The 18,378-nt window shown below is 73.8% G+C and carries 17 protein-coding genes; 11 read left to right on the top strand and 6 right to left on the bottom strand.

The window, feature by feature from the left end; genetic code table 11:
* Positions 1-209: 209 nt before the first annotated feature.
* On the top strand, positions 210-869 hold the full coding sequence (locus DRB96_RS07580; RefSeq protein ID WP_112447726.1) for a GNAT family protein: 660 nt from the start codon (positions 210-212) through the stop codon (positions 867-869).
* Positions 870-881: 12 nt separating this feature from the next.
* Here the strand turns inward: DRB96_RS07580 and DRB96_RS07575 are convergent, their stop codons facing one another.
* Both DRB96_RS07575 and DRB96_RS07570 read right to left on the bottom strand, forming a co-directional pair.
* Positions 882-1,790 carry a patatin-like phospholipase family protein gene (locus DRB96_RS07575; RefSeq protein ID WP_204357672.1) on the bottom strand — a complete coding sequence of 303 codons (909 nt, stop codon included), beginning with the start codon at positions 1,788-1,790 and terminating at the stop codon, positions 882-884.
* A 64-nt stretch (positions 1,791-1,854) separates the two neighbouring features.
* Positions 1,855-2,628, bottom strand: coding sequence for a TioE family transcriptional regulator (locus DRB96_RS07570; RefSeq protein WP_239516017.1), 774 nt, complete (start codon positions 2,626-2,628; stop codon positions 1,855-1,857).
* 58 nt (positions 2,629-2,686) lie between these two features.
* Here DRB96_RS07570 and DRB96_RS07565 point away from each other — a divergent pair, with 58 nt between their 5' ends.
* The 3 genes from DRB96_RS07565 (at position 2,687) to rox (ending at position 6,157) form a co-directional block, all read left to right on the top strand.
* Positions 2,687-3,889 carry an erythromycin esterase family protein gene (locus tag DRB96_RS07565; RefSeq protein WP_112447725.1) on the top strand — a complete coding sequence of 401 codons (1,203 nt, stop codon included), beginning with the start codon at positions 2,687-2,689 and terminating at the stop codon, positions 3,887-3,889.
* 117 nt (positions 3,890-4,006) lie between these two features.
* Positions 4,007-4,606, top strand: coding sequence for a hypothetical protein (locus DRB96_RS07560; protein WP_162688471.1), 600 nt, complete (start codon positions 4,007-4,009; stop codon positions 4,604-4,606).
* A gap of 114 nt (positions 4,607-4,720) precedes the next feature.
* Positions 4,721-6,157, top strand: a complete 1,437-nt coding sequence (rox, locus tag DRB96_RS07555) for a rifampin monooxygenase (RefSeq protein WP_112447723.1) — start codon at positions 4,721-4,723, stop codon at positions 6,155-6,157.
* A gap of 17 nt (positions 6,158-6,174) precedes the next feature.
* Here the strand turns inward: rox and DRB96_RS07550 are convergent, their stop codons facing one another.
* Positions 6,175-7,005 (bottom strand): alpha/beta hydrolase, encoded by an 831-nt coding sequence (locus DRB96_RS07550; protein WP_112447722.1) that lies wholly within the window; start codon positions 7,003-7,005, stop codon positions 6,175-6,177.
* 89 nt (positions 7,006-7,094) lie between these two features.
* Between DRB96_RS07550 and DRB96_RS07545 the strand changes: the two genes are divergently transcribed.
* Complete coding sequence (locus DRB96_RS07545) at positions 7,095-7,697, top strand: sigma-70 family RNA polymerase sigma factor (RefSeq protein WP_112447721.1); 603 nt, start codon at positions 7,095-7,097, stop codon at positions 7,695-7,697.
* A gap of 85 nt (positions 7,698-7,782) precedes the next feature.
* Here the strand turns inward: DRB96_RS07545 and DRB96_RS07540 are convergent, their stop codons facing one another.
* Positions 7,783-8,970, bottom strand: a complete 1,188-nt coding sequence (locus DRB96_RS07540) for a helix-turn-helix domain-containing protein (RefSeq protein ID WP_112447720.1) — start codon at positions 8,968-8,970, stop codon at positions 7,783-7,785.
* A 201-nt stretch (positions 8,971-9,171) separates the two neighbouring features.
* On the opposite strand from DRB96_RS07540, the gene DRB96_RS07535 reads away from it, so the two are divergent.
* The 6 genes from DRB96_RS07535 to DRB96_RS07510 all read left to right on the top strand — a co-directional run bounded on the left by DRB96_RS07535 (position 9,172) and on the right by DRB96_RS07510 (position 14,743).
* Positions 9,172-9,987, top strand: coding sequence for an ABC transporter ATP-binding protein (locus DRB96_RS07535; protein ID WP_112447719.1), 816 nt, complete (start codon positions 9,172-9,174; stop codon positions 9,985-9,987).
* Positions 9,975-10,778, top strand: a complete 804-nt coding sequence (locus DRB96_RS07530) for an ABC transporter ATP-binding protein (RefSeq protein ID WP_112447718.1) — start codon at positions 9,975-9,977, stop codon at positions 10,776-10,778. The genes DRB96_RS07535 and DRB96_RS07530 overlap by 13 nt, the downstream gene beginning before the upstream one ends.
* On the top strand, positions 10,775-11,665 hold the full coding sequence (locus tag DRB96_RS07525; protein ID WP_112447717.1) for a branched-chain amino acid ABC transporter permease: 891 nt from the start codon (positions 10,775-10,777) through the stop codon (positions 11,663-11,665). Before DRB96_RS07530 ends, DRB96_RS07525 begins: the two co-directional genes overlap by 4 nt.
* A 40-nt stretch (positions 11,666-11,705) precedes the next feature.
* On the top strand, positions 11,706-12,764 hold the full coding sequence (locus tag DRB96_RS07520) for a branched-chain amino acid ABC transporter permease (RefSeq protein WP_239516736.1): 1,059 nt from the start codon (positions 11,706-11,708) through the stop codon (positions 12,762-12,764).
* Positions 12,761-14,023: an ABC transporter substrate-binding protein gene (locus tag DRB96_RS07515; protein WP_112447716.1), complete on the top strand. Its 1,263-nt coding sequence runs from the start codon at positions 12,761-12,763 to the stop codon at positions 14,021-14,023. Before DRB96_RS07520 ends, DRB96_RS07515 begins: the two co-directional genes overlap by 4 nt.
* Positions 14,024-14,260: 237 nt before the next feature.
* The gene (locus tag DRB96_RS07510; protein WP_239516735.1) at positions 14,261-14,743 is read left to right on the top strand and encodes a MepB family protein; all 483 of its coding nucleotides are present in this window, start codon (positions 14,261-14,263) and stop codon (positions 14,741-14,743) included.
* A gap of 3 nt (positions 14,744-14,746) precedes the next feature.
* Here the strand turns inward: DRB96_RS07510 and DRB96_RS07505 are convergent, their stop codons facing one another.
* Together DRB96_RS07505 and DRB96_RS07500 are read right to left on the bottom strand one after the other, a co-directional pair.
* On the bottom strand, positions 14,747-15,613 hold the full coding sequence (locus DRB96_RS07505; protein ID WP_112447714.1) for a DMT family transporter: 867 nt from the start codon (positions 15,611-15,613) through the stop codon (positions 14,747-14,749).
* A 93-nt stretch (positions 15,614-15,706) separates the two neighbouring features.
* Complete coding sequence (locus tag DRB96_RS07500; RefSeq protein WP_162688470.1) at positions 15,707-18,376, bottom strand: caspase family protein; 2,670 nt, start codon at positions 18,374-18,376, stop codon at positions 15,707-15,709.
* Between the last annotated feature and the right edge of the window lie 2 nt (positions 18,377-18,378).

Below are 18,378 nucleotides of genomic sequence, written 5' to 3'. Positions count from 1 at the left end.
GCCGAAGGGGCGACAGGCCGACGGGCCGCTCAGCCGACGGGATGACGGGCCGACGGGATGACGCGGATGACCGGGCCGGCCGTCCCCGACCCGCACCGGCCGGCCCCAACCGGCCCCGGCCCGCGCCGAATTCGCGCGACAGGACGCGCCTGCTCTGGAAGGCTTCGGAACCGGAACAAGCGGTGGCGACGACGGGCGATGTGCGATCGATGGGGTTCACACTCGAAGGACCGGTCCTGGAAGGCCGGCTCGTACGCCTGGAGCCACTGGGCCACCGGCACGCGGCGGACCTGGCCCTGGCGGCCGAGGAGGACCGGGCCTCCTACGGGTTCACCTGGGTGCCCGCGGCAGCCACCGTCGGGGGATACGTCGACGCCCAGCTCGCCCGGGCCGCCGCCGGGAAGCTGGCCCCGTACGCGCAGGTGGACCGGGCGTCGGGACGCGCCGTCGGGGTCACGGCCTACTGGGATCCCAGGCCGTGGCCGACCGGAGACGGCCTGTACGCGATCGAGGTCGGTTTCACCTGGCTCGCGGGGTCGGCCCAGGGGACGGGCGTCAACACCGAAGCCAAGTACCTGCTGTTCCGGCACGCCTTCGAGAACTGGGCGGTGGAACGCCTGGATTTGAAGACCGATGCCCGCAACGCCCGCTCACGGGCGGCCATCGAAGGCGTGGGCGCGCGCTTCGAGGGCGTGCTGCGCAATTGGTCCCGGTCCTGGGCGCCGGGCGAGGACGGCCGGCTCCGCGACTCCGCGATCTTTTCGATCACCTCGACGGAATGGCCGGACTGCCGGTCGGTGCTGGAGCGGCGGATCGCCCGCGCCCTCGAACACCGCCGGGTCGGCGGGGAGCTCCCCGTCCGGGCCTGAGCGGCCGGGCCGTCAGACCCTGTCGGCCCCGGCCCGCCACACGGTACGGAGCAGTTCGGCGGTGGCCGGCGCCTGGGCGAGCCCCGCACCGTACGCCGGTTCCCAGCGCGCCAGGTCCTGCAGGTCCGCGCCGAAGGCCCGTACCGCGTCCGGGTCCGGCCCGACGGCCACCACGGTCCGCGCCGCGACGGCCGACAGCTGCCGTTCGAGCCGCTCGCGTGGGAACAGGTGCGCCATCGGCTCGATGACGACGAGCGTGCGGGCGCCGGCCGCGAGGTCCGCGTTCGGCCCCGCGCGCAGGGCTCCGTCCATGTACCGCCGCCCCCGGACGGCCACGGGCGGCTCCGCCCCGGGGAACGCGCTGCTCGCGGCCACCGCGTGCACCAGCGGCACGCCGCTCGTGCGGTCCCACACCACGGGCTTCCCGGTGGCCGCGTCCACGGCGGTGATCAACAGCCTCCGGTCCGGCCAGGCGTCCGCGCCGATGAGGGCGCTCCGCCCCGCGAGCAGCGCCTGCTCGGCGGCGTCGGCGTCGGACCCGGCGGCGGCGTCCGAACGGGACCGGGCTTCGGCGTGGTCGAGGGCGATCCGGCCGATCCGACGGCGGGCCTCCCCTGGTTCCAGGCCCTCCCCGAGCACGGTGAACACGGCGCCCATGACGGCCCCGTCCACCGCGTTCCGGGGCTCCCGCGGCCCCGGCCCGCGCTCCGGTGCGGCGAGCCGGTCGAGGTCCTGACCGGTGGTCAGCAGTGCGCCGACCAGCGCGCCGGCCGACGTGCCGACGGTCAGGTCGGCCTCGCCGAGATCGACCCCGCCGCGGCGCAGTCCGGCGGCCAGTCCCGTCATCCAGGCCGTGCCGACCGGCCCTCCCGGGCCCAGTACGAGCGTCCGTTCGAAGATGGCTCCGGTGTCGTGGTTCACGGCTTCGTCCCCTGTCGTCTGGTGCTGTGGCCAACACGGGCGACCGTAGGACCTCAACCGAAGTTCAGGTCAACCGGTCCACGGGGTCGGGGGTCCTGTCCTCCGCGCGTGCGCCGAGGTAGGACTCCAGCCCGGCGGCCCCGGTGAGCAGTGCGCGCCCGCGGGCCGACAGCCGGGTCCGCCAGTCGCCGAGGGCCGCCTCCAGCGGCTCCGGCCCGCCGGCCGCCCGTACCCGGTCGAGCAGCGGGGCGATCTGCTGCGGCAAGTAGCCGCCCCGTCTGAGCTGATGGGCCAGCCGTGCGTCCCGTACGTCGGCCTCGCCGTAGACCCGGTACCCGGTCTCCGGGTCGCGGCGCGGCCGCACCAGCCCGGCGCGCTCCCACTTGCGCAGCGTCGCGGGCCGGATCCCGAGCCGGCCCGCCAGCGGCCCGATGAACGTCCCGCCGGGACCGGCCGCCGTGTAGGGCCCGGGCTCGGCACGGGACTCCAGGCCGCGCAGGGCGTGCTCGACCGACTGGAGGGTCCGCCGGTCCTCCAGGTGCTCGGCGTGGCTCTCGTCGATGAGGCCGAGTGCTTCGTCGAGGAGGTCCCCGTTCACCGCGCGCATGATCGACGCCGCCCTCTGGTGGCCGTGTCCGGGCACCAGCGCGAGGAACGCGTCCAGGGCCCGCGCGTGCAGCGGGGCGTAGGTGCGGTATCCGTGGGGCGTGCGCCCGGCGGCCGGGAGGATGCCGGCCGCCTCGTAGTTCCTGACAGCCTGCGTGGACAGGCCGTGTCCGCGTGCCAGATCGACCGGCCTGAGCCGGTCGTCCCTTTGTCTTTGAGGGTTCTGCATCATCGACCTGCCCAGATCTGCCACAAGTCTCAACCGGAGGTTCAAGGATAGTGTTGAGGGCATGGCTTTTGGAATCAAGGACACCGCGCGCGCCGTCGATGCCGCCGCCGTCATGGGGATGTTCCCGTGCCGCCCCCGGCTGCTCGCCCTGGGCGAGCCCACGCACGGCGAGGACACCCTGCTCGATCTGCGCAACGAACTCTTCCGGCAGCTCGTCGAGCGGGAGGGCTACCGGACGATCGCGATCGAGAGCGACTGCATGGCGGGCCTGGTCGTGGACGCGTACGTCGCCTCGGGCGAGGGCAGCCTCGACGAGGTCATGGAGCGCGGATTCAGCCACGGGTTCGGCGCGTCCGCGGCCAACCGCGAACTCGTGCGCTGGATGCGCGCCCACAACGCCGACCGGCCCGCGGCGGAGCGGGTCCGCTTCGCCGGCATCGACGGCCCGATGGAGATCACCGGCGCCGGGAGCCCCCGGCAGGCGCTCACCGCGCTCCACGAGCACCTCGCGGCCCATGGGGACAAGGGCCTGCTCCCCTGCTCCGCGCACACGCTCGACCGCCTGCTCGGCGACGACGACCGGTGGACCGAGCCGGCCGCGATAATGGACCCGTCCCGGGCCCTCGGGCAGTCGGCCGAGGTGAGGGAACTGCGGCTGCTCGCGGACGACATGGTGGCGCTGCTCGACATGCAGACGCCGCACCTGATCACGGCGGGCTCACGGGACGACTGGGACCGGGCCCGCCTCCACGGGCGCACGGCGACCGGCCTGCTGCGCTACCACTTCTGGATGGGCGACACGTCGCCGAGCCGCATGTCGCGGCTGATGGCGCTGCGCGACGGGATGATGGCCGACAACCTCCTCGCCCTCGCCGAACGGGGCCCGGCGCTGGTCCACGCCCACAACCGGCATCTCCAGCGGGAGGTGAGCACGGTGCGGATGGGCGAGCTGCCACTGGAGTGGTGGAGCGCCGGCGCGATCGTGAGCGCCCGGCTGGGTGAGCAGTACGCCTTCCTTGCCACGGCGGTCGGCACGATCCGCCACCACGGAGTGGACGTACCGGAGCCGGACACCCTGGAAGGGGTCCTGTACGCGCTCCCGGAGGACGTCTGTGTCGTGGACGCCGCCTTGCTGGCCGACGCCCTCGGCGACGAGCGGCCCGTCCCCCGCGCGTCCCCCTACTTCGGCTACTTCCCGCTGGACCCGGCGCACTTGGCCGAAAACGACGGGATCATGTTCGTCAAGGACCTCCCTCCGAGCTAGGCCGCCGTCTCTTTCGGATCTTGCCGGGCCGGCGTGCCGGCGTCCGTGCCGTTGCCGCCTCCCACGGATGTCGCAGGGCCCGCGCACGGCCGTAAAATGGGTGCGGGGGTGGTGGCCATGAGCGAGGAAATCGAGGGCGCTGCCGAGGAGTTCGAGCGGGCGGTCAGCCGGCTGCGCGGCGAGCTGCGGTCCGTCGCGGCCCGGGTCTCCCCCGGCGTCGAACCCCGCGCCGAGGAGCGGACCGCCGACCGGCACACCGCGGGCGGCGCGATGGGCAAGCGGTTCTCGATGTCCCTGTTCCTGGCCGAAACATCCTACGAGTCCGCTGTCGGCGCCGCCGCCGACGCGTTCGCCGCGGCGGGCTGGCGCACCGAGTCCCGCCGGTCCTTCCACGGGCATCCTTTCCTCAGGGCCACGCGCGAGGGGTTCGAGGCGGGTGTCGGCGCCGCGGGCCGCACCCTGCGGATCTCGGGCCAGACACCCGTGGTGTGGATCCACGCGCAGTGGGTACGTCCGCCGCGCGCGGCCACCCCGGAGACGCTGAAGCCCGGCTACCGGCTGTGCGCCGTGTGCGAGGGCTGGGGCTCGTGCCGCGCGTGCGAGGGCCTGGGCTTCGTGAACAGCCGGAGGTGCGCGGAGTGCGGGCTCGGGATGGACTGCCCGGACTGCCGGGGCACCGGGCAGGAGCGCGTGCGCCGGGTAGCCGGCGGCCGCTGACTCTCCTCGCCACTTTCAACGTATAGCGCACCAGGGGGCTTGCGGCAAGACCCCTGCCCTCCCGCAGAATCGCCGATCGTAGGCATGAGCGGCGGATGTTGATGGGAGTGCACGTTGATCGACGTGATCATTGCAGGCGGTGGACCGACCGGGTTGATGCTGGCGGGCGAGCTGCGGCTGGCCGGGGTGCGCACCGTCGTGCTCGAGAAGCTGGCCGAGCCGACCCTGCAGTCGCGCGGGCAGGGCCTGCACGCGCGCAGCGTGGAGATGATGGACCAGCGCGGCCTGCTGGACCGGTTCTCCGCGGTCAGTGAGAGGTTCCGGGTCGGCGGTCTCTTCGGCGGCGTCATGAAAGCGTGGCCGGACGGGCTGGACACGGCTCACGCGTACGGCCTGGCCGTCCCCCAGCCGGTCACCGAGCGGCTGCTCGAAGAGCGCGCCCTCGAACTCGGCACGGAGATCCGGCGCGGTTGCGAAGTGGTGGGGCTGAACCAGGACGAGGACGGGGTGAGCGTCACTCTGGCGGACGGTACGCGGCTGCGCTCGCGCTACCTCGTCGGCTGTGACGGCGGCCGCAGTGCGGTGCGCAAACTGATCGGCGTCGGTTTCCCCGGCGAGCCCGCCAAGGTCGAGACGCTGCTGGGCGAGATGGAGCTCACCGAGGATCCGGCGGTGATCGCCGCCGCCGGCGCGGAGGTCAACAAGACCCAGCCGCGGTTCGGGGCGGCCCCCCTCGGGAACGGGGTGTACCGCGTCGTCGCGCCCGCCGCCGGCGTGGCCGAGGACCGTACGGCCGCACCCACGCTCGACGAGTTCAAGGAGCGGCTGCGGGCCTTCACGGGCAGCGACTTCGGCGCGCACTCGCCGCGCTGGCTGTCCCGGTTCGGCGACGCCACCCGGCAGGCCGAGCGGTACCGGGCCGGCCGGGTGCTGCTGGCCGGGGACGCGGCGCACATCCACCCGCCGACCGGCGGGCAGGGGCTCAACCTCGGTGTGCAGGACGCGTTCAACCTCGGCTGGAAGCTGGCCGCCGAGGTCCGCGGCTGGGCGCCCGAGGGGCTCCTGGACAGCTACCACACCGAGCGGCACCCGGTGGGCGCGGCCGTGCTGGACAACACCCGTGCGCAGATCACCCTGATGGGGAGCGATCCGGGCGCGACCGCACTGCGCGCGCTGTTCTCGAAGCTGATGGACTTCGAGGAGGTGAACCGGTACGTGACCGGGATGATCACCGCGGTCGATGTCCGCTACGACGTGGGCGAGGGCCACGAACTGCTCGGCCGGCGGCTGCGGGACGTGGAACTGAAGCAGGGCCGCCTGTACGGGCTGATGCACGGCGGCCGCGGACTCCTCCTCGACCAGACCGGCCGCCTGTCGGTGGCGGGCTGGGCGGACCGGATCGACCACGTGGTCGACGTCAGCGAGGAGCTGCGCGAACGGGAGGTGCCCGCCGTGCTGTTGCGGCCCGACGGCCATGTGGTGTGGGTCGGTGAGGACCAGCGGGATCTGCTGGCCCGCCTGCCGCGGTGGTTCGGCGCCGCCACGGTCTGACCGCCCGGCGGCCGCGGTCATCGCGCGAGGAACTCCGCGACGGCCCCCACGAAGCGGTCGGCGTCGTCGAGCCAGGGGTAGTGTCCGGCTCCCGGCTGCACCACGAGCGCCGCGTCGGGGAACAGCTCCGCGAACTCGGCCGTCGTGGCGGGCGGGCTGTTGAGGTCGAAGCTCCCGGTGAGCAGCAGGACGGGGGCCCCGTGGCCGGCAAGCGCGGCCCGGGTGCCCTCCGGGTCGAAGGCGCCCTCGGCCGCGAACCCGGCCACGGCTTCCGTGTTGCTCGGCCGGCCGGCCGCGTGGTGTTCCCGCGCGGCCTCGTCCCACCGGCCGCAGAAGAAGGGGGCGATGGCGTCCCAGTCGCTGCCCGTTCCCCCGGTGATCGCTTCCAGCGCGGCGAACGCCGCCGGGAACCACGGCTCCCCCTGCCGCGACAGGGCGACCTCCCGTCGGGTCTCTCCCGCGATCGCGATGCCCACGGCGCGGGCACCGGGGCCGATCAGCGCGAGCCTGCCGGCCCTCTCCGGGTACCGGGCCGCGTACTGCGCGGCGATGTTCGCGCCGGCGGAGTGGCCGAGCAGGTCCGTCCGGGCCAGTCCGAGGTGCTCGCGCAGCGCCTCGACGTCGTCGACCAGCCGGTCGCACCGGTAGGAGGAGGTGTCTTCGGGAACCGCGGATCCGCCGGTGCCGCGAAGGTCCAGGACGATCAGGCGGCGGTGGGCGGACAGGCCGCCGAGATCCCCGAGGTAAGCGGAGTCCGCGGGACCTCCCGGGATGCAGACGAGCGGGTCGCCGTGGCCGGTCGCGCGGTAGGCGAGCCGGGTTCCGTCAGGGGCGGTGAAAGTGGGCATGACCGGGATCCTGCCATCCACAACCGGGTCGTACAACCCGGTTGTACAACCCGGTTATGCGGGCAGGGCGCCTGGTGTATAACTGGGTTGTGGCAGCCGACGAGAGCACGTACCGGACCCCCGAGACGCTGACCGAGGAACAGGCCGGGCGGATGCTCGCCGGCATGAACGAGGTCATCCGCGCCGGCGAGGAGATGCGCGCGCTGCGCGCCGAGATGATCAAGGTGTTCGCGAGCCTCGGCTGGACGCAGGAGCGCATCGCGCAGCTGACCGGCATGAGCCAGCCCGCCGTGTCCAAGCAGGTGGCGAAGCACCGGACCGAGGCCCCGGAGCCCCCGATGGGGCTGTCCCTCGACCAGGACGACGCGCCGTGGCTCGAGGGGCGGCTGTGGGGGCTCGCCGAGGTGCTCTCCGAAGCCTTCGGGGAGGCGGCGAGCTGCACCCCCTGCGTCGACGCCCTCGCCCGGGGGAGGAAGCGCCTCACGCCCCAGAACGTCGACGCGCTGCGCCGCCTCGTCGAAGCGGACCTGAGGGAACACCGGGCGGAGCTGCCCACCGGCTGCCGCGCCGCGTACGACGAGATCAGCCGCGGCCTCGACCTCCCCTCCGGAGCCGCCGCCACCGGGCCCGCGGCCGTGCGCCGCTCGCTCGCCCACCGGATCCAGCGCGACCGGATCGCTCAAGGCGCCTGAGCCGCTCCCGCGAAGCCCTCCGGGTTCTTCGGGTTCTTCGGGGTCCCTCCGGGTCCTCAGGGTCCGCCGGGGTGGTCCTCCGCTCTCACCCTCCCGACAACCGGTACGCGTCGAGCGCGAGGGTGAGCGCGATCAGGTCCCGGGGCCGCGACAGCGAGCGCGAGGTCACGTGCTCCAGCCTGCGCAGGCGGTTGAAGACCGTGTTGCGGTGGCAGTACAGGCGGCCGGCCGCCCGGCCGGCCGAACCCTCCGCGGCCAGCCAGGCGTCCAGGGTCTCGAGCAGCATCGCCCGGTCCGCCGGATCCAGCTCCAGCAGCGGTCCCAGTACCGACAGGACCAGTTCCGCCGAGAGCTCCGGCTGGCGGACCACCAGGGCCGTGGGCAGCCGGTCGGTCAGCTGCACCAGGGTCCGCTCGTCCTGCCCGCAGGTCCGCAGCGCCGTCTCCGCCAGCCGCCGTGCCCGGCCCAGTTCGGCCAGGCCCTCCACGGCCGGGCTGATCCCGCCCGGCCCCGGACAGCGGTCGGCCAGCTCCACCGCCAGATCGGCCGGCGAGCAGTCGCCCAAGGCAACGACCGCCAGCTCCCGTTCCGTGCGCATCCGCCAGAACAGGCGCATCCCGCGCGCCGCCGCCACCCGGTGCACGGCGTCGCCCCGGTCCGCGGGCAGCACCACCACCGCGTACCTCCCCTGCTCCGGCAGGTCCAGGGCCAGCGCCACCTGGGCGGCCAGCCCGGGCGACGCGTCCCCCTCCAGGAGCGCGTCCAGCAGGGCCTGCACCCTCTCGTCGCTGCGCCGGCGCATCTCCAGCTCCGCCGTCCGGTAGGCCTCGGCGGTCGCGGTCGCCTGCTGTTCGATCCCCGCCCACATGGCCCCGGCCGCACGCGCCAGTACGGGCAGCGCCTCCGGGTCCTTCTCGGTGACGATGTCCAGCAGGGCGTCCCAGGTGAGCCGCCCCGCCCTGCGGTACGCGTAGAGCAGCAGGTCCAGCGGAAGCCCCTGCTCGGCCCGCCTGCGGCCCAGCTCCTCGGCGTACGCGAGGTCCTTGCGCGGCGCGGACCTCCGCGCCGCGAACGCCTCGATCCCGTAGTGCATGGCCTCGCTGACCTGCTGCCAGTGCTCGTCCCGGGGCACGGCGAGGTCGAACAGCGGCGAGTGCTTCGCCAGGTCCTCGATGAGCTGGTCGGTGAGTCCGGGGATGCCGGCGATCAGTACGTCCGCTGCCGACAGCAGGACCGACCATTCCTGTTCCGTGCGCGTTCTGCGTCCGCCCATGGGCGCCGAGGATGTCATCCGCATCCGCCCCCGTCAGCGGCCCGCGCAACAGGTCTGTGCGTTTGCACAACGCGGTTCGGCCGCCGCTGGTCATCCGCAGCGATTCCGCTTCCGACCGTGGACGGCGGCCCTGCCCGGTGCTGGTCTGTGCGCCAGCACAAGGTCCCGCGGAGGAGAAGAACAGAGGAGAAGGGAGAGTACGTGGCTTCGCTACAGGTGCGTGCGCTGTCGGCCGGCTACGGGCCGGTCCGGGCGCTGCGCGCCGTATCGCTCGACGTGCCCGCCGGAGCGGTGGTCGTCGTCCTGGGCGGGAACGGGGCCGGAAAGTCGACGCTGCTGCGCGCCGTGTCCCGGACGCTCCCGTTCCACCGGGGCGCCGTGACGGAGGGGACCATCAGCTTCGACGGCAGGCCGCTCGACGGGCTCGGCCCGGACCGGGTGGTCGCCGCCGGTGTGGTGCAGGTTCCCGAGGGGCGGCAGGTGTTCACGCGGATGACCGTCGCGGACAATCTCCGCGCCGGGGCGCTGGGCGGCCGTTCGGGGTCCCGCGCGGACACCGCCCGGTCCCTCGCCCGGGTGCACGAGCTGTTCCCCGTACTGGCCGAGCGGGCGCGCCAGCGCGCCGGCCTGCTGTCCGGCGGCGAGCAGCAGATGCTCGCCCTGGGCCGGGCGCTGATGGCCCGCCCCCGCCTGCTGCTCCTCGACGAGCCCACCCTCGGGCTGGCCCCCAAGATGGCCTCCGCCATCGCGGAGACCGTCACCGAGATCAACGCCTCCGGCACTTCGGTGCTCCTCGTCGAACAGAACGCGGCCCTGGCCCTGCGCCTGTCCTCCCACGCCTACGTGCTGGAGGTCGGCGAGGTCACCCTGGACGGCCCGGCCGCGGAGCTGGCCGCCTCGGACGAGGTCCGCCGACGCTATCTCGGCATCACCGACGAGGCCGCGCCCTCGCGGGCACCGGCCGGGGCGCAGGCACCTGACGGGGCGCCCCGCACGCTGCGCAGGTGGTCCGCGTGACCGGGTCCTGGTCGCCTCCCCCGCCGCTCGAGGTCAGCGGGGTCACCGTCCGCTTCGCGGGCCTGACCGCCCTCGACTCCGTCTCCTTCACCGTGGACCCCGGCAGCGTCCACGCCGTCATCGGGCCCAACGGGGCGGGCAAGTCGACCTGCTTCAACGTGCTCTCCGGGGTGTACCGGGCCACCGCCGGCAGCGTCCGCTTCGGGACCGCCGAGCTCACCGGCCTCGCCCCGCACGACGTCGCGGCCCTGGGCGTCGCCCGGACCTTCCAGAACCTGGCGCTCCCCCCGCACACCACGGTCGCCGACAGCCTGCTCCTGGGCCGCCACCGGCTGATGCGGTCGGGGTTCCTGGCCGCCGGACTGCGGCTGCCGGCCGCCGCGCGCGAGGACCGCCTGCACCGTGAACGCGTACGGGAGATCGCCGCGTTCGTCGGCCTGGAGGGCGACCTCGGGGCGCCGGCGGGCTCGCTCCCGTACGGAAAGCAGAAGCTCGTCGAGCTCGCCCGGGCCCTGTGCATGGAGCCCCGGCTGCTGCTCCTGGACGAACCCGTCGCCGGCATGACCGCGGACGAGCGCCACCGCACGGCCGCCGTCATCGCCGGCGTCCGTGACGGCCTCGGAATCTCGATCGTGCTGGTCGAACACGACATGGGGGTGGTGATGCGGCTCGCGGACGCGGTGACCGTACTCGACTTCGGCAGGCGCATCGGCGGCGGGACCCCCGCGCAGGTGCAGAACGACCCCGCGGTGATCCGCGCGTACCTCGGAGAGGAGGACCCGGCCGCGTGAGCACCTTCCTCGAACTGCTCTTCGGCGGAATTTCGATGGGCAGCGTCTACGCGCTCATCGCCCTCGGCTTCGTGATCATCTTCAAGGCCACCGAGGTGGTCAACTTCGCCCACGCCTCGCTCCTGCTGGCCGGCGGGTACGTCACGGCGACCCTGCACGAGGAGATCGGTTTCTGGCCCGCCCTCGCTGCCGGCACCCTGGCGGCCGCCGCGGTCGGCGCGGCGATCGAGTTCCTGGTGATGCGGCGCTACCGGGGTCAGGACCAGAGCGTGCTGGCCATCGTCACCATCGGCGTCGACATCCTCCTCATCACCGACCTCACCCGGCGCATCGGCACCGACGTGCTCCCGCTCGGCGACCCGTGGGGCGACCGCGTCGTGCACCTGGGCCCCGTCACGCTGGCCGAGACCCGGATCGCCGCCATCCTGGCCGCCGGTCTGCTGATCACCGTCTTCCTGCTCGTGTTCCGCCACACCTCGTGGGGGGTGGCGATGCGGGCCGCCGCCGAGAAGCCCGAGACCGCCGCGCTGATGGGCGTGCGCCTGGGCCGGGTCTCGCTCGCGGCCTGGGCGGTGGCCGGGGCACTGGCCGCCGTCGCCGCGCTCTTCCTGACGGTCTTCCCGACGCCCGGCCTGGAGCGCGCCACCTCCCTGGCCGCGCTCAAGGCCTTCCCCGCGGCGATCCTGGGCGGCCTCGACTCCACGACCGGCGCACTGGCCGGCGGCCTGATCGTCGGGGTCACGGAGGCGCTGGCCACCGGGTACCAGGGCCAGCTGGCCTTCCTCGGCCGGGGCATCGGCGACCTCGCGCCGTACGTGGTGATGGTCGCCGTCCTCCTGGTCCGCCCGGCCGGTCTGTTCGGTACGAAGGAGCTCGCCCGTGTCTGAGACCACGACCGCCCGGCCCGGGCGGCTCCGGGCCCGGACGGTGTCGGCGGCCGTCCTCGGCGCGGTGCTGCTGGCGCTGCCCTTCTACCTCGACCGGTTCTGGCTGCAGGCAGGGCTCTTCGCCATGGCCGCGGCCATCGGCGCCATCGGGCTCAACCTGCTGACCGGAGCCACCGGACAGCTGTCCATGGGCCACGCCTTCTTCCTCGCCGTCGGCGCGTACGGCTACTGCGCGCTGGCCGGGGACGGCAGCACGGTCGGGGGCCACACCCTCGTCGGGCTCGGCCTGCCCAGCTGGCTCGCCGCCCTCCTCGCCGTGGCGGTGGCCGGGGCGGCGGGCGGTCTGTTCAGCCCGATCGCGGGCCGTCTGAGCGGCGCGTACCTCGGTATCGCCACCCTCGCGCTGATCTTCATCGGCCAGCACCTGCTCTTCAACGCGACCAGTCTGACCGGCGGCTTCAACGGCCGTGCCGTGGAGCCGCTGTCCCTCTTCGGCCTCACCTTCGACGACACCGAGACGGTCGTCGCCGCCGTCCCCCTGCAGTCGGCCGAGAAGCTCTGGTACGTGGCCCTGGCCGCCCTCGTCTGCGGCGCCCTGTTCGCGCGCGGGATCCTGCGGGGCCGGCCCGGCCGTGCCATGAACGCCCTGCGCGACCACCGCATCGCCGCCGGGGTGATGGGAGTGCCGGTGGCCCGGACCCGGGCGGCCGTGTTCGTCCTGTCGTCCATGTACGCCGGGCTGGCCGGCGTACTGCTCGCCCTGGTCTTCCAGCGCACCGTGCCCGACTACTTCGGCATGGTCCTGTCCCTGGAGTACCTGGCCATGATCGTCATCGGCGGCCTGGGCACGGTCGCGGGCGCCGTGGTCGGTGCGGCCTTCGTCTCCCTGCTCCCCGCGATCCTCACCCGCTACAGCGACGCCCTCCCCCTGGTGTCCGCCCCCGGAACCGGCGGGGTCTCCCCGGGCGAGGCCTCCCGCTACCTCTACGGCGCCGCCGTCGTCGCGGTCGTCCTCTTCCTGCCCGGCGGCCTCTCCCGCATCAGCGGCACCATCCGCATCTCCCGGACCCGGACCTCACTCCCCAAGGAGCCCACGTGAACAGAAGCAGGCTCGGCACCGCGGCCCTGGCGGCCGCCCTCGTCCTGACCGGCGCCGCCGGGTGCAGCAGCAAGGCCAAGAGCGGTTCCGAGGACAAGCCCGCGGCCGGCGGGGTCAAGGCCGGCGCCGGGGTGAGCGACACGGCCATCCGGCTCGGCGCGCTCACCGACATGACCGGCGTCTACGCCTCGCTCGGCAAGAGCGTCACCCAGGGCCAGCAGCTCTGGGCGAAGCAGACGAACGCGGCCGGCGGCATCTGCGGCCGCACGATCGAGCTGACGGTGCGCGACCACGGGTACGACCCACAGAAGGCCCTGGCCGCCTACACCGAGCTGGAGCCCACGGTGCTGGGCTTCACCCAGTTCATCGGCTCCCCGTTCGTCGCCGCCGTCAAGCAGCGGATCGACGGCCAGGACAAGGCCCTGGTGATCCCGCAGGCCTGGTCCGCCTCGCTGCTGGGCAGCCCGTACATCCGCACGGTGGGCGCGACGTACGACATCGAGACCATCAACGCCATCGGCTATCTGCTCGACCAGAAGCGGATCGCCTCGGGCGACAAGGTCGGGCACGTCTACTTCGAGGGCGATTACGGCGAGAACGCGCTCACCGGGGCCAAGCACGCGGCCAAGGAGGCCGGGCTGACCATCGTCGAACAGAAGATCAAGCCGACCGACAACGACATGACGGCCCAGGTCGCCGCCCTCAAGCAGGCCGGGGTCAAGGCCGTGGTCATCAGCGCCGGCCCCCGCCAGGCCGCCTCGCTCGTCGGGGTCGCGGCGGCAGGCGGGTGGAACGTGCCGTTCGTGGGCAACAACTCTGCCTTCTCCCCCCAGTTGCTGGCCACTCCCGCGGGCGCGGCCCTGCAGAAGGACTACTACGTCGCCTCCTCGGCCCTGCCGATCGGCTCGCCCGAGGCGGGTCCGGCCGCCCTCGCCGGCGCGTACAAGGCGGAGTACCCGGACGCCGGCCTCGACAACGGCGTGGTGGCCGGATTCACCGCCGGCTCGCTGTTCGGTGAGGTACTGAAGAAGGCCTGCGCCGACAAGGACCTGACCCGCGAGGGGATCCGCAAGGCGCTGCTGAGCCTGAACTCCCACGACAACGGCTTCGGCATCACCCACGACTTCTCGGACCCCAAGGCCCCTTCCACCCGGCAGAGCGTGATCCTGAAGCCGGACGCCACGGTTCCCGGCGGCATGAAGGTGGTGAAGGAGGCCGCGACGGCGCCGGCCGCCGCGAAGTTCGCGCCCACCCCCTGAGGGAGCGCCACCGGGGCCGTGCCAGGTCCCGCCCCGGCCGGGGCGGGACCTGGCACGGTCCGCGGACCGGCTCCGTGACAGGCTGAGGGCATGCCGACGAGCCGAGCGAACACGTCCGACCACCACACCACAGGCCTCAGTGCGGCCGGGCTCCCCGCCGCGGGCCTCGACACCACCGGCCTCCACACCGGCGGCCTCCGCCCCTGGTCGGACGGCGTCCCGGTGCACGGCGACCTCATGGCGGCGAAGGCGCTCGTCTACGACCCCTGCCGGTTCGCCTGCTCGCAGCCGGTGCCCGAAGCCGAGGGCGCCGCGTACGCTGCGCACGCCTTCACCCTCGACGGGCTCCGCGTCCGGTTCCGCGCCGCCAAGACCACCCCGACGAAGGCCGGGCAGTTCGTCACCGTGTGGCAGCGGTCCCCGGCCGGACCCATCCGGCCGTTCGACGCCGCCGACCCCGTCGACCTCTTCGTCATCGCCACCCGCGAGCCCGGCCGCTCCGGCCAGTTCGTCTTCCCCGTCGCCGCGCTCCTGCGGCACGGAGTCGTATCGGCGGACGGCGTCGGCGGCAAGCGCGCCTTCCGCGTCTACCCGCCCTGGGTGACCACGGCCAACCGGCAGGCGGGCCTGGCCCAGGCATGGCAGCTGGAGCACTTCCTGCACGTGCCCCAGGACGCGCCCGCCGACCGGGAGCGCGCCAGGACGCTCTACCGCCCGTAGGTCCTACGGAACACCCTCCTCGATCTCCCCGCCGTGCCTGGCCAGGGCGATCACTCCGGCGCCGATCAGGACAAGGCCGAGCAGCTGGGGGACCAACCACCAGTGGCCCCGCAGGTGTTCCTCGTACAGCAGCACGCCGAGCGCCACGCTCACGCCCGCGTCGCCGAGGGTCAGCGCCGGCTGTGAGGCCACCAGCGGGCCGCCCTGCATGGCGTGTTCGAGGAGCAGCAGGGCGCAGATGCCGGTCGCGCCGAAGGCGTACGTCTCCCAGGTCGTCAGGAAACCGCCGATGCCGTCCTCGTCGAGCACGTGCACGGCCGATTTCATCAGGGCCGCCGTGAGCGCGTAGCAGACGGCCGTGGCCGCCCCGAGGCAGCCGGCCCGCATCCGGCCGGGGGGCCGCCGCAGCCCGACCGCCGACAGCAGCGCCACCGCCACCGCGCACGCCGCCAGCGCCAGGACCCAGCGGTCGAAGGGGACGTGCGTGCGGTTCCCGGACGGCGAGGCGGCCCCCAGCGCGATCCCGAGCCCGGCCACCACCGCGGCGACGGCGAGCCACACCGCCCCGGGCAGCCGGCTGCGCGCCACCAGCGAGGCGATGAGCAGCGCGAACGGCAACTCCAGTACGAACAAGGGCTGTACGAGGGCCAGCGCACCGGTGGCGAGCGCCGCGGCCTGGCCGGCGCCGGCCGCGATCACCGCCAGGATCCCGCCGATCCACACGGGACGGCGCAGCAGGTCGAGGACGAGACCGAACCGGAAGCCGTCGCTCTGAGGCACGGTGAGCGCCGCCCGCCGCTGGAGCACGGTCCCGAGCGCGTTGCTGAGCGCCGCGAACAGCGCGAAGAGGACCGGCAGTACGAAGCCCATGCCCCGATCCTCACCGCATCCGCCGCGGCGCCCCCGCCCCGACACCGCCGCGCGCCCACCGGGTGCCGCTCATTCCCCCGACCGGTCCCACGGTCAGCCGCGGCCGAAGCGGTGCCAGGGGCGGGAGCGTACCGTTTCGGGCGCCGAGGTCGGTGGTGCCGAAGTCGGGGAGCCCGCTGCCGCGGGGACCGGGACGTGGAGGATTCCGGCCAGTTCCTCGCAGAGCGATCGGCCCAGCCGGGCAGCGTTCGCCTCGAGGGCGTACACCGCGTACTCCGACAGACCCGCTTTCCACAACGCGACGGCGAAATCCCGGTAGAGCTCGGGAAACATCCACCCGGCACCCCGGACGACGGTATGGGCCTCCCCGGTCAGCGAGTCGTCGCGCAGGCGTCTGAGCAGCTGGATCACCTCCGCGACCGGAGCGGCCCGGGTGAACTTCCCCAGCGCTTCCTCGACCTGACGGCCGAGCCCCGCGGCGGTCATGGCACTGACGGCCGCTTCGGGCAGGGCATGGCCCCGCACGATGCCCAGGACGGCATCCGACGACAACTCCCCGACCGCGTTCCGCACCGGGCTGTCGGCCGACCGCAGTAGCCCCGACAGCACGGCGGTATCGAGCCTGGAGCTCGCCTGGAGGTAGCTCAGGCGTCGTACCGCCGCCAACGGATCGGCGGCCGCCAGCTGGCCCAGGACGACGTGGGCCACGTCATGGGCACCGGCAGCCCTCAGCTGCCTGAGCACCTCGGCGAGCGGACCGTTGGGGAGAGCGGCCAGCCGCCCGCTCACCTCCCGGTGGTCCCTGCCCGCCGCGTGCAGTGCCCGGATGAGCTCGACGCGCCGCGCGTCGTAGTCCCAGGACGCCGTGTGGCCGTGCTGGGAGACGGGGCTCTCGGGCAGGGCTTCCAGTACCCGGGACCGGTCCCTCGGGCTGCCCAGCTCCTCCAGCAGGATCAGCAGTTCCGCGATCTGCGCTCCGGGGCGGCGCGCGGCATCGCTCAGGAGCCGGATGGCGTCGAGCGGACGGCCCATCGCCCGGAGCGCCTCGACCAGGGCGACGGTCTGTGCCACGGGGTGCGCCTCGGCCGCCTCCTGCAGCAGGTACAGCATCGCCTCCTCGTGGCCGTCGCCCCGCAGCACGTCGGCCAGCACGACGACGGCCTCCACCGACAGCCAGGTGGCCGCCTGCCCCAGCACCTCCAGGGCCCGCTCCCTCATCCCGGCCGCCCACAACCCGTCGCACAGCCGCGCGATCCCCTCGGCCGTCGCGGACTCCCCGACGGCCAGGCGCAGCAGTCGCCGCGCGTCCTCCGGTCGGATCCTCTCGCCCAACAGCTTGAGCACGCGCACCAGTTCCGCGGGGCGCCAGACGACCACGGACGGCGTCCGGAGGTAGAGCTCAAGGGCCTCGGCCTGGCGCCCGATCGTCAGCAGTGCTCCGGCCAGCCGCGTGGCCTCCTCCTCCGAGGACGTGGCCGCCGCGTGCAGGACGCGTTCGGCTTCGGCATCCAGCTCGGCCGACCAGAAGGCCCCGGCCAGCCCGAGGATGGTCTCGGTCGACCGGAGGCGGCCGATCGCCGTCGTCAGCAGCAGTTCCGCTTCGCGGGCCTGCCCGGCTGCGCGCAGGGCCTTGACGGTCCCCGCGACGTCCTCCGCGGCCCGCTCGGCCGCCAGCAGGGCCAACCGCTCCGGGTCGTGTCCGTGGTCCGCCGTGTGCAGCGCGACGACGCAGGCCGCGAGGTCGTAAGGGTCCCGCTCGGCCGCCGCGGCGGCCAGGACTCCCTGCGCCTCCTCGTCCCGCGCCCCGGCGCGCAGTACCCAGACCAGCGCCGCCACTTCCTGGGCCGGGCGCAGTACGGCTGCCAGTGTCAGGAGTCGCTCCGCCGATGCGGGGTCCGTGTCCCGCAGGCGGGCGGCGTACTCGGCGATCTCGCTGGGCCGCGCGCGCAGCACGGGGCGCAGGTCGTCCGGCACGGGGTGGGCCGGGCGCGGCTCCGGACGGGCGGCGGGGCCGATCCCGTAGCGGTTGCGCGCGAAGGCGATGCGGCTGGTGTTGCTCACCCGCTGCTGCGGGATCGGCCGCCCCTTCGCCCTCAGTTCGGCGAGCATGTGGTCGTAGACCCGGCCGACCTCGATGACCTGGCCGCCGCCGGGCAGGCCGTGCTCCAGCAGGTGGATGAGCTCGCCGGTGAAGGCCGTGTACGGCTCGTCGTCCAGCCACAGGGCCTCGCGGGTGGCGGCGGACGCGGTCAGCAGGTACGAACCGGCGATCCGCGTCTGTTCCGCGAGCGCCACGGATTCGGTCGTGGAGCCGCCCATGGCGCCGGCCATGGCCAGTCCGCTGTAACAGCAGTCCAGGATGACGACCTTGTTCAGCTTGCCGGAGGCCTGGCGGATCTCCCTGCGCAGTTCCTCGTAGCGGAGCGACGAGTAGGACCGCTCCGGGTCCGAGGAGGGCAGGGTCAGCAGCAGTTCGTCGGAGTCCGGATCGCTGAGGCCGTGGCCCGCGTAGTACACGAGGAGCGTGTCCGTGGCCCGTTGGGCGGCTTCCCGGACGGCGTCCAGGACCTGCCCGGCCGACGACGGCTCGGGCAGGCGCACACAGTGGCCCGGCGGCAGGCCCCAGATGCCCGGGTCCTCCAGCAACCGGCCCAGCTGTACGAGGTTGTTGGCGACCGGGGGAATGTCCCCCAGCCCCGTACCGGCATAGGTGGAGGTCCCGATGAGGACCGCGTACGAGGCATGGGGGTCGGCGAGTTCCACGG

The sequence above is a fragment of the Streptomyces sp. ICC1 genome (assembly GCF_003287935.1).
Lineage (GTDB): Bacteria > Actinomycetota > Actinomycetes > Streptomycetales > Streptomycetaceae > Streptomyces > Streptomyces tritrimontium.
This window is presented reverse-complemented; position numbering and strand designations above follow the sequence as displayed.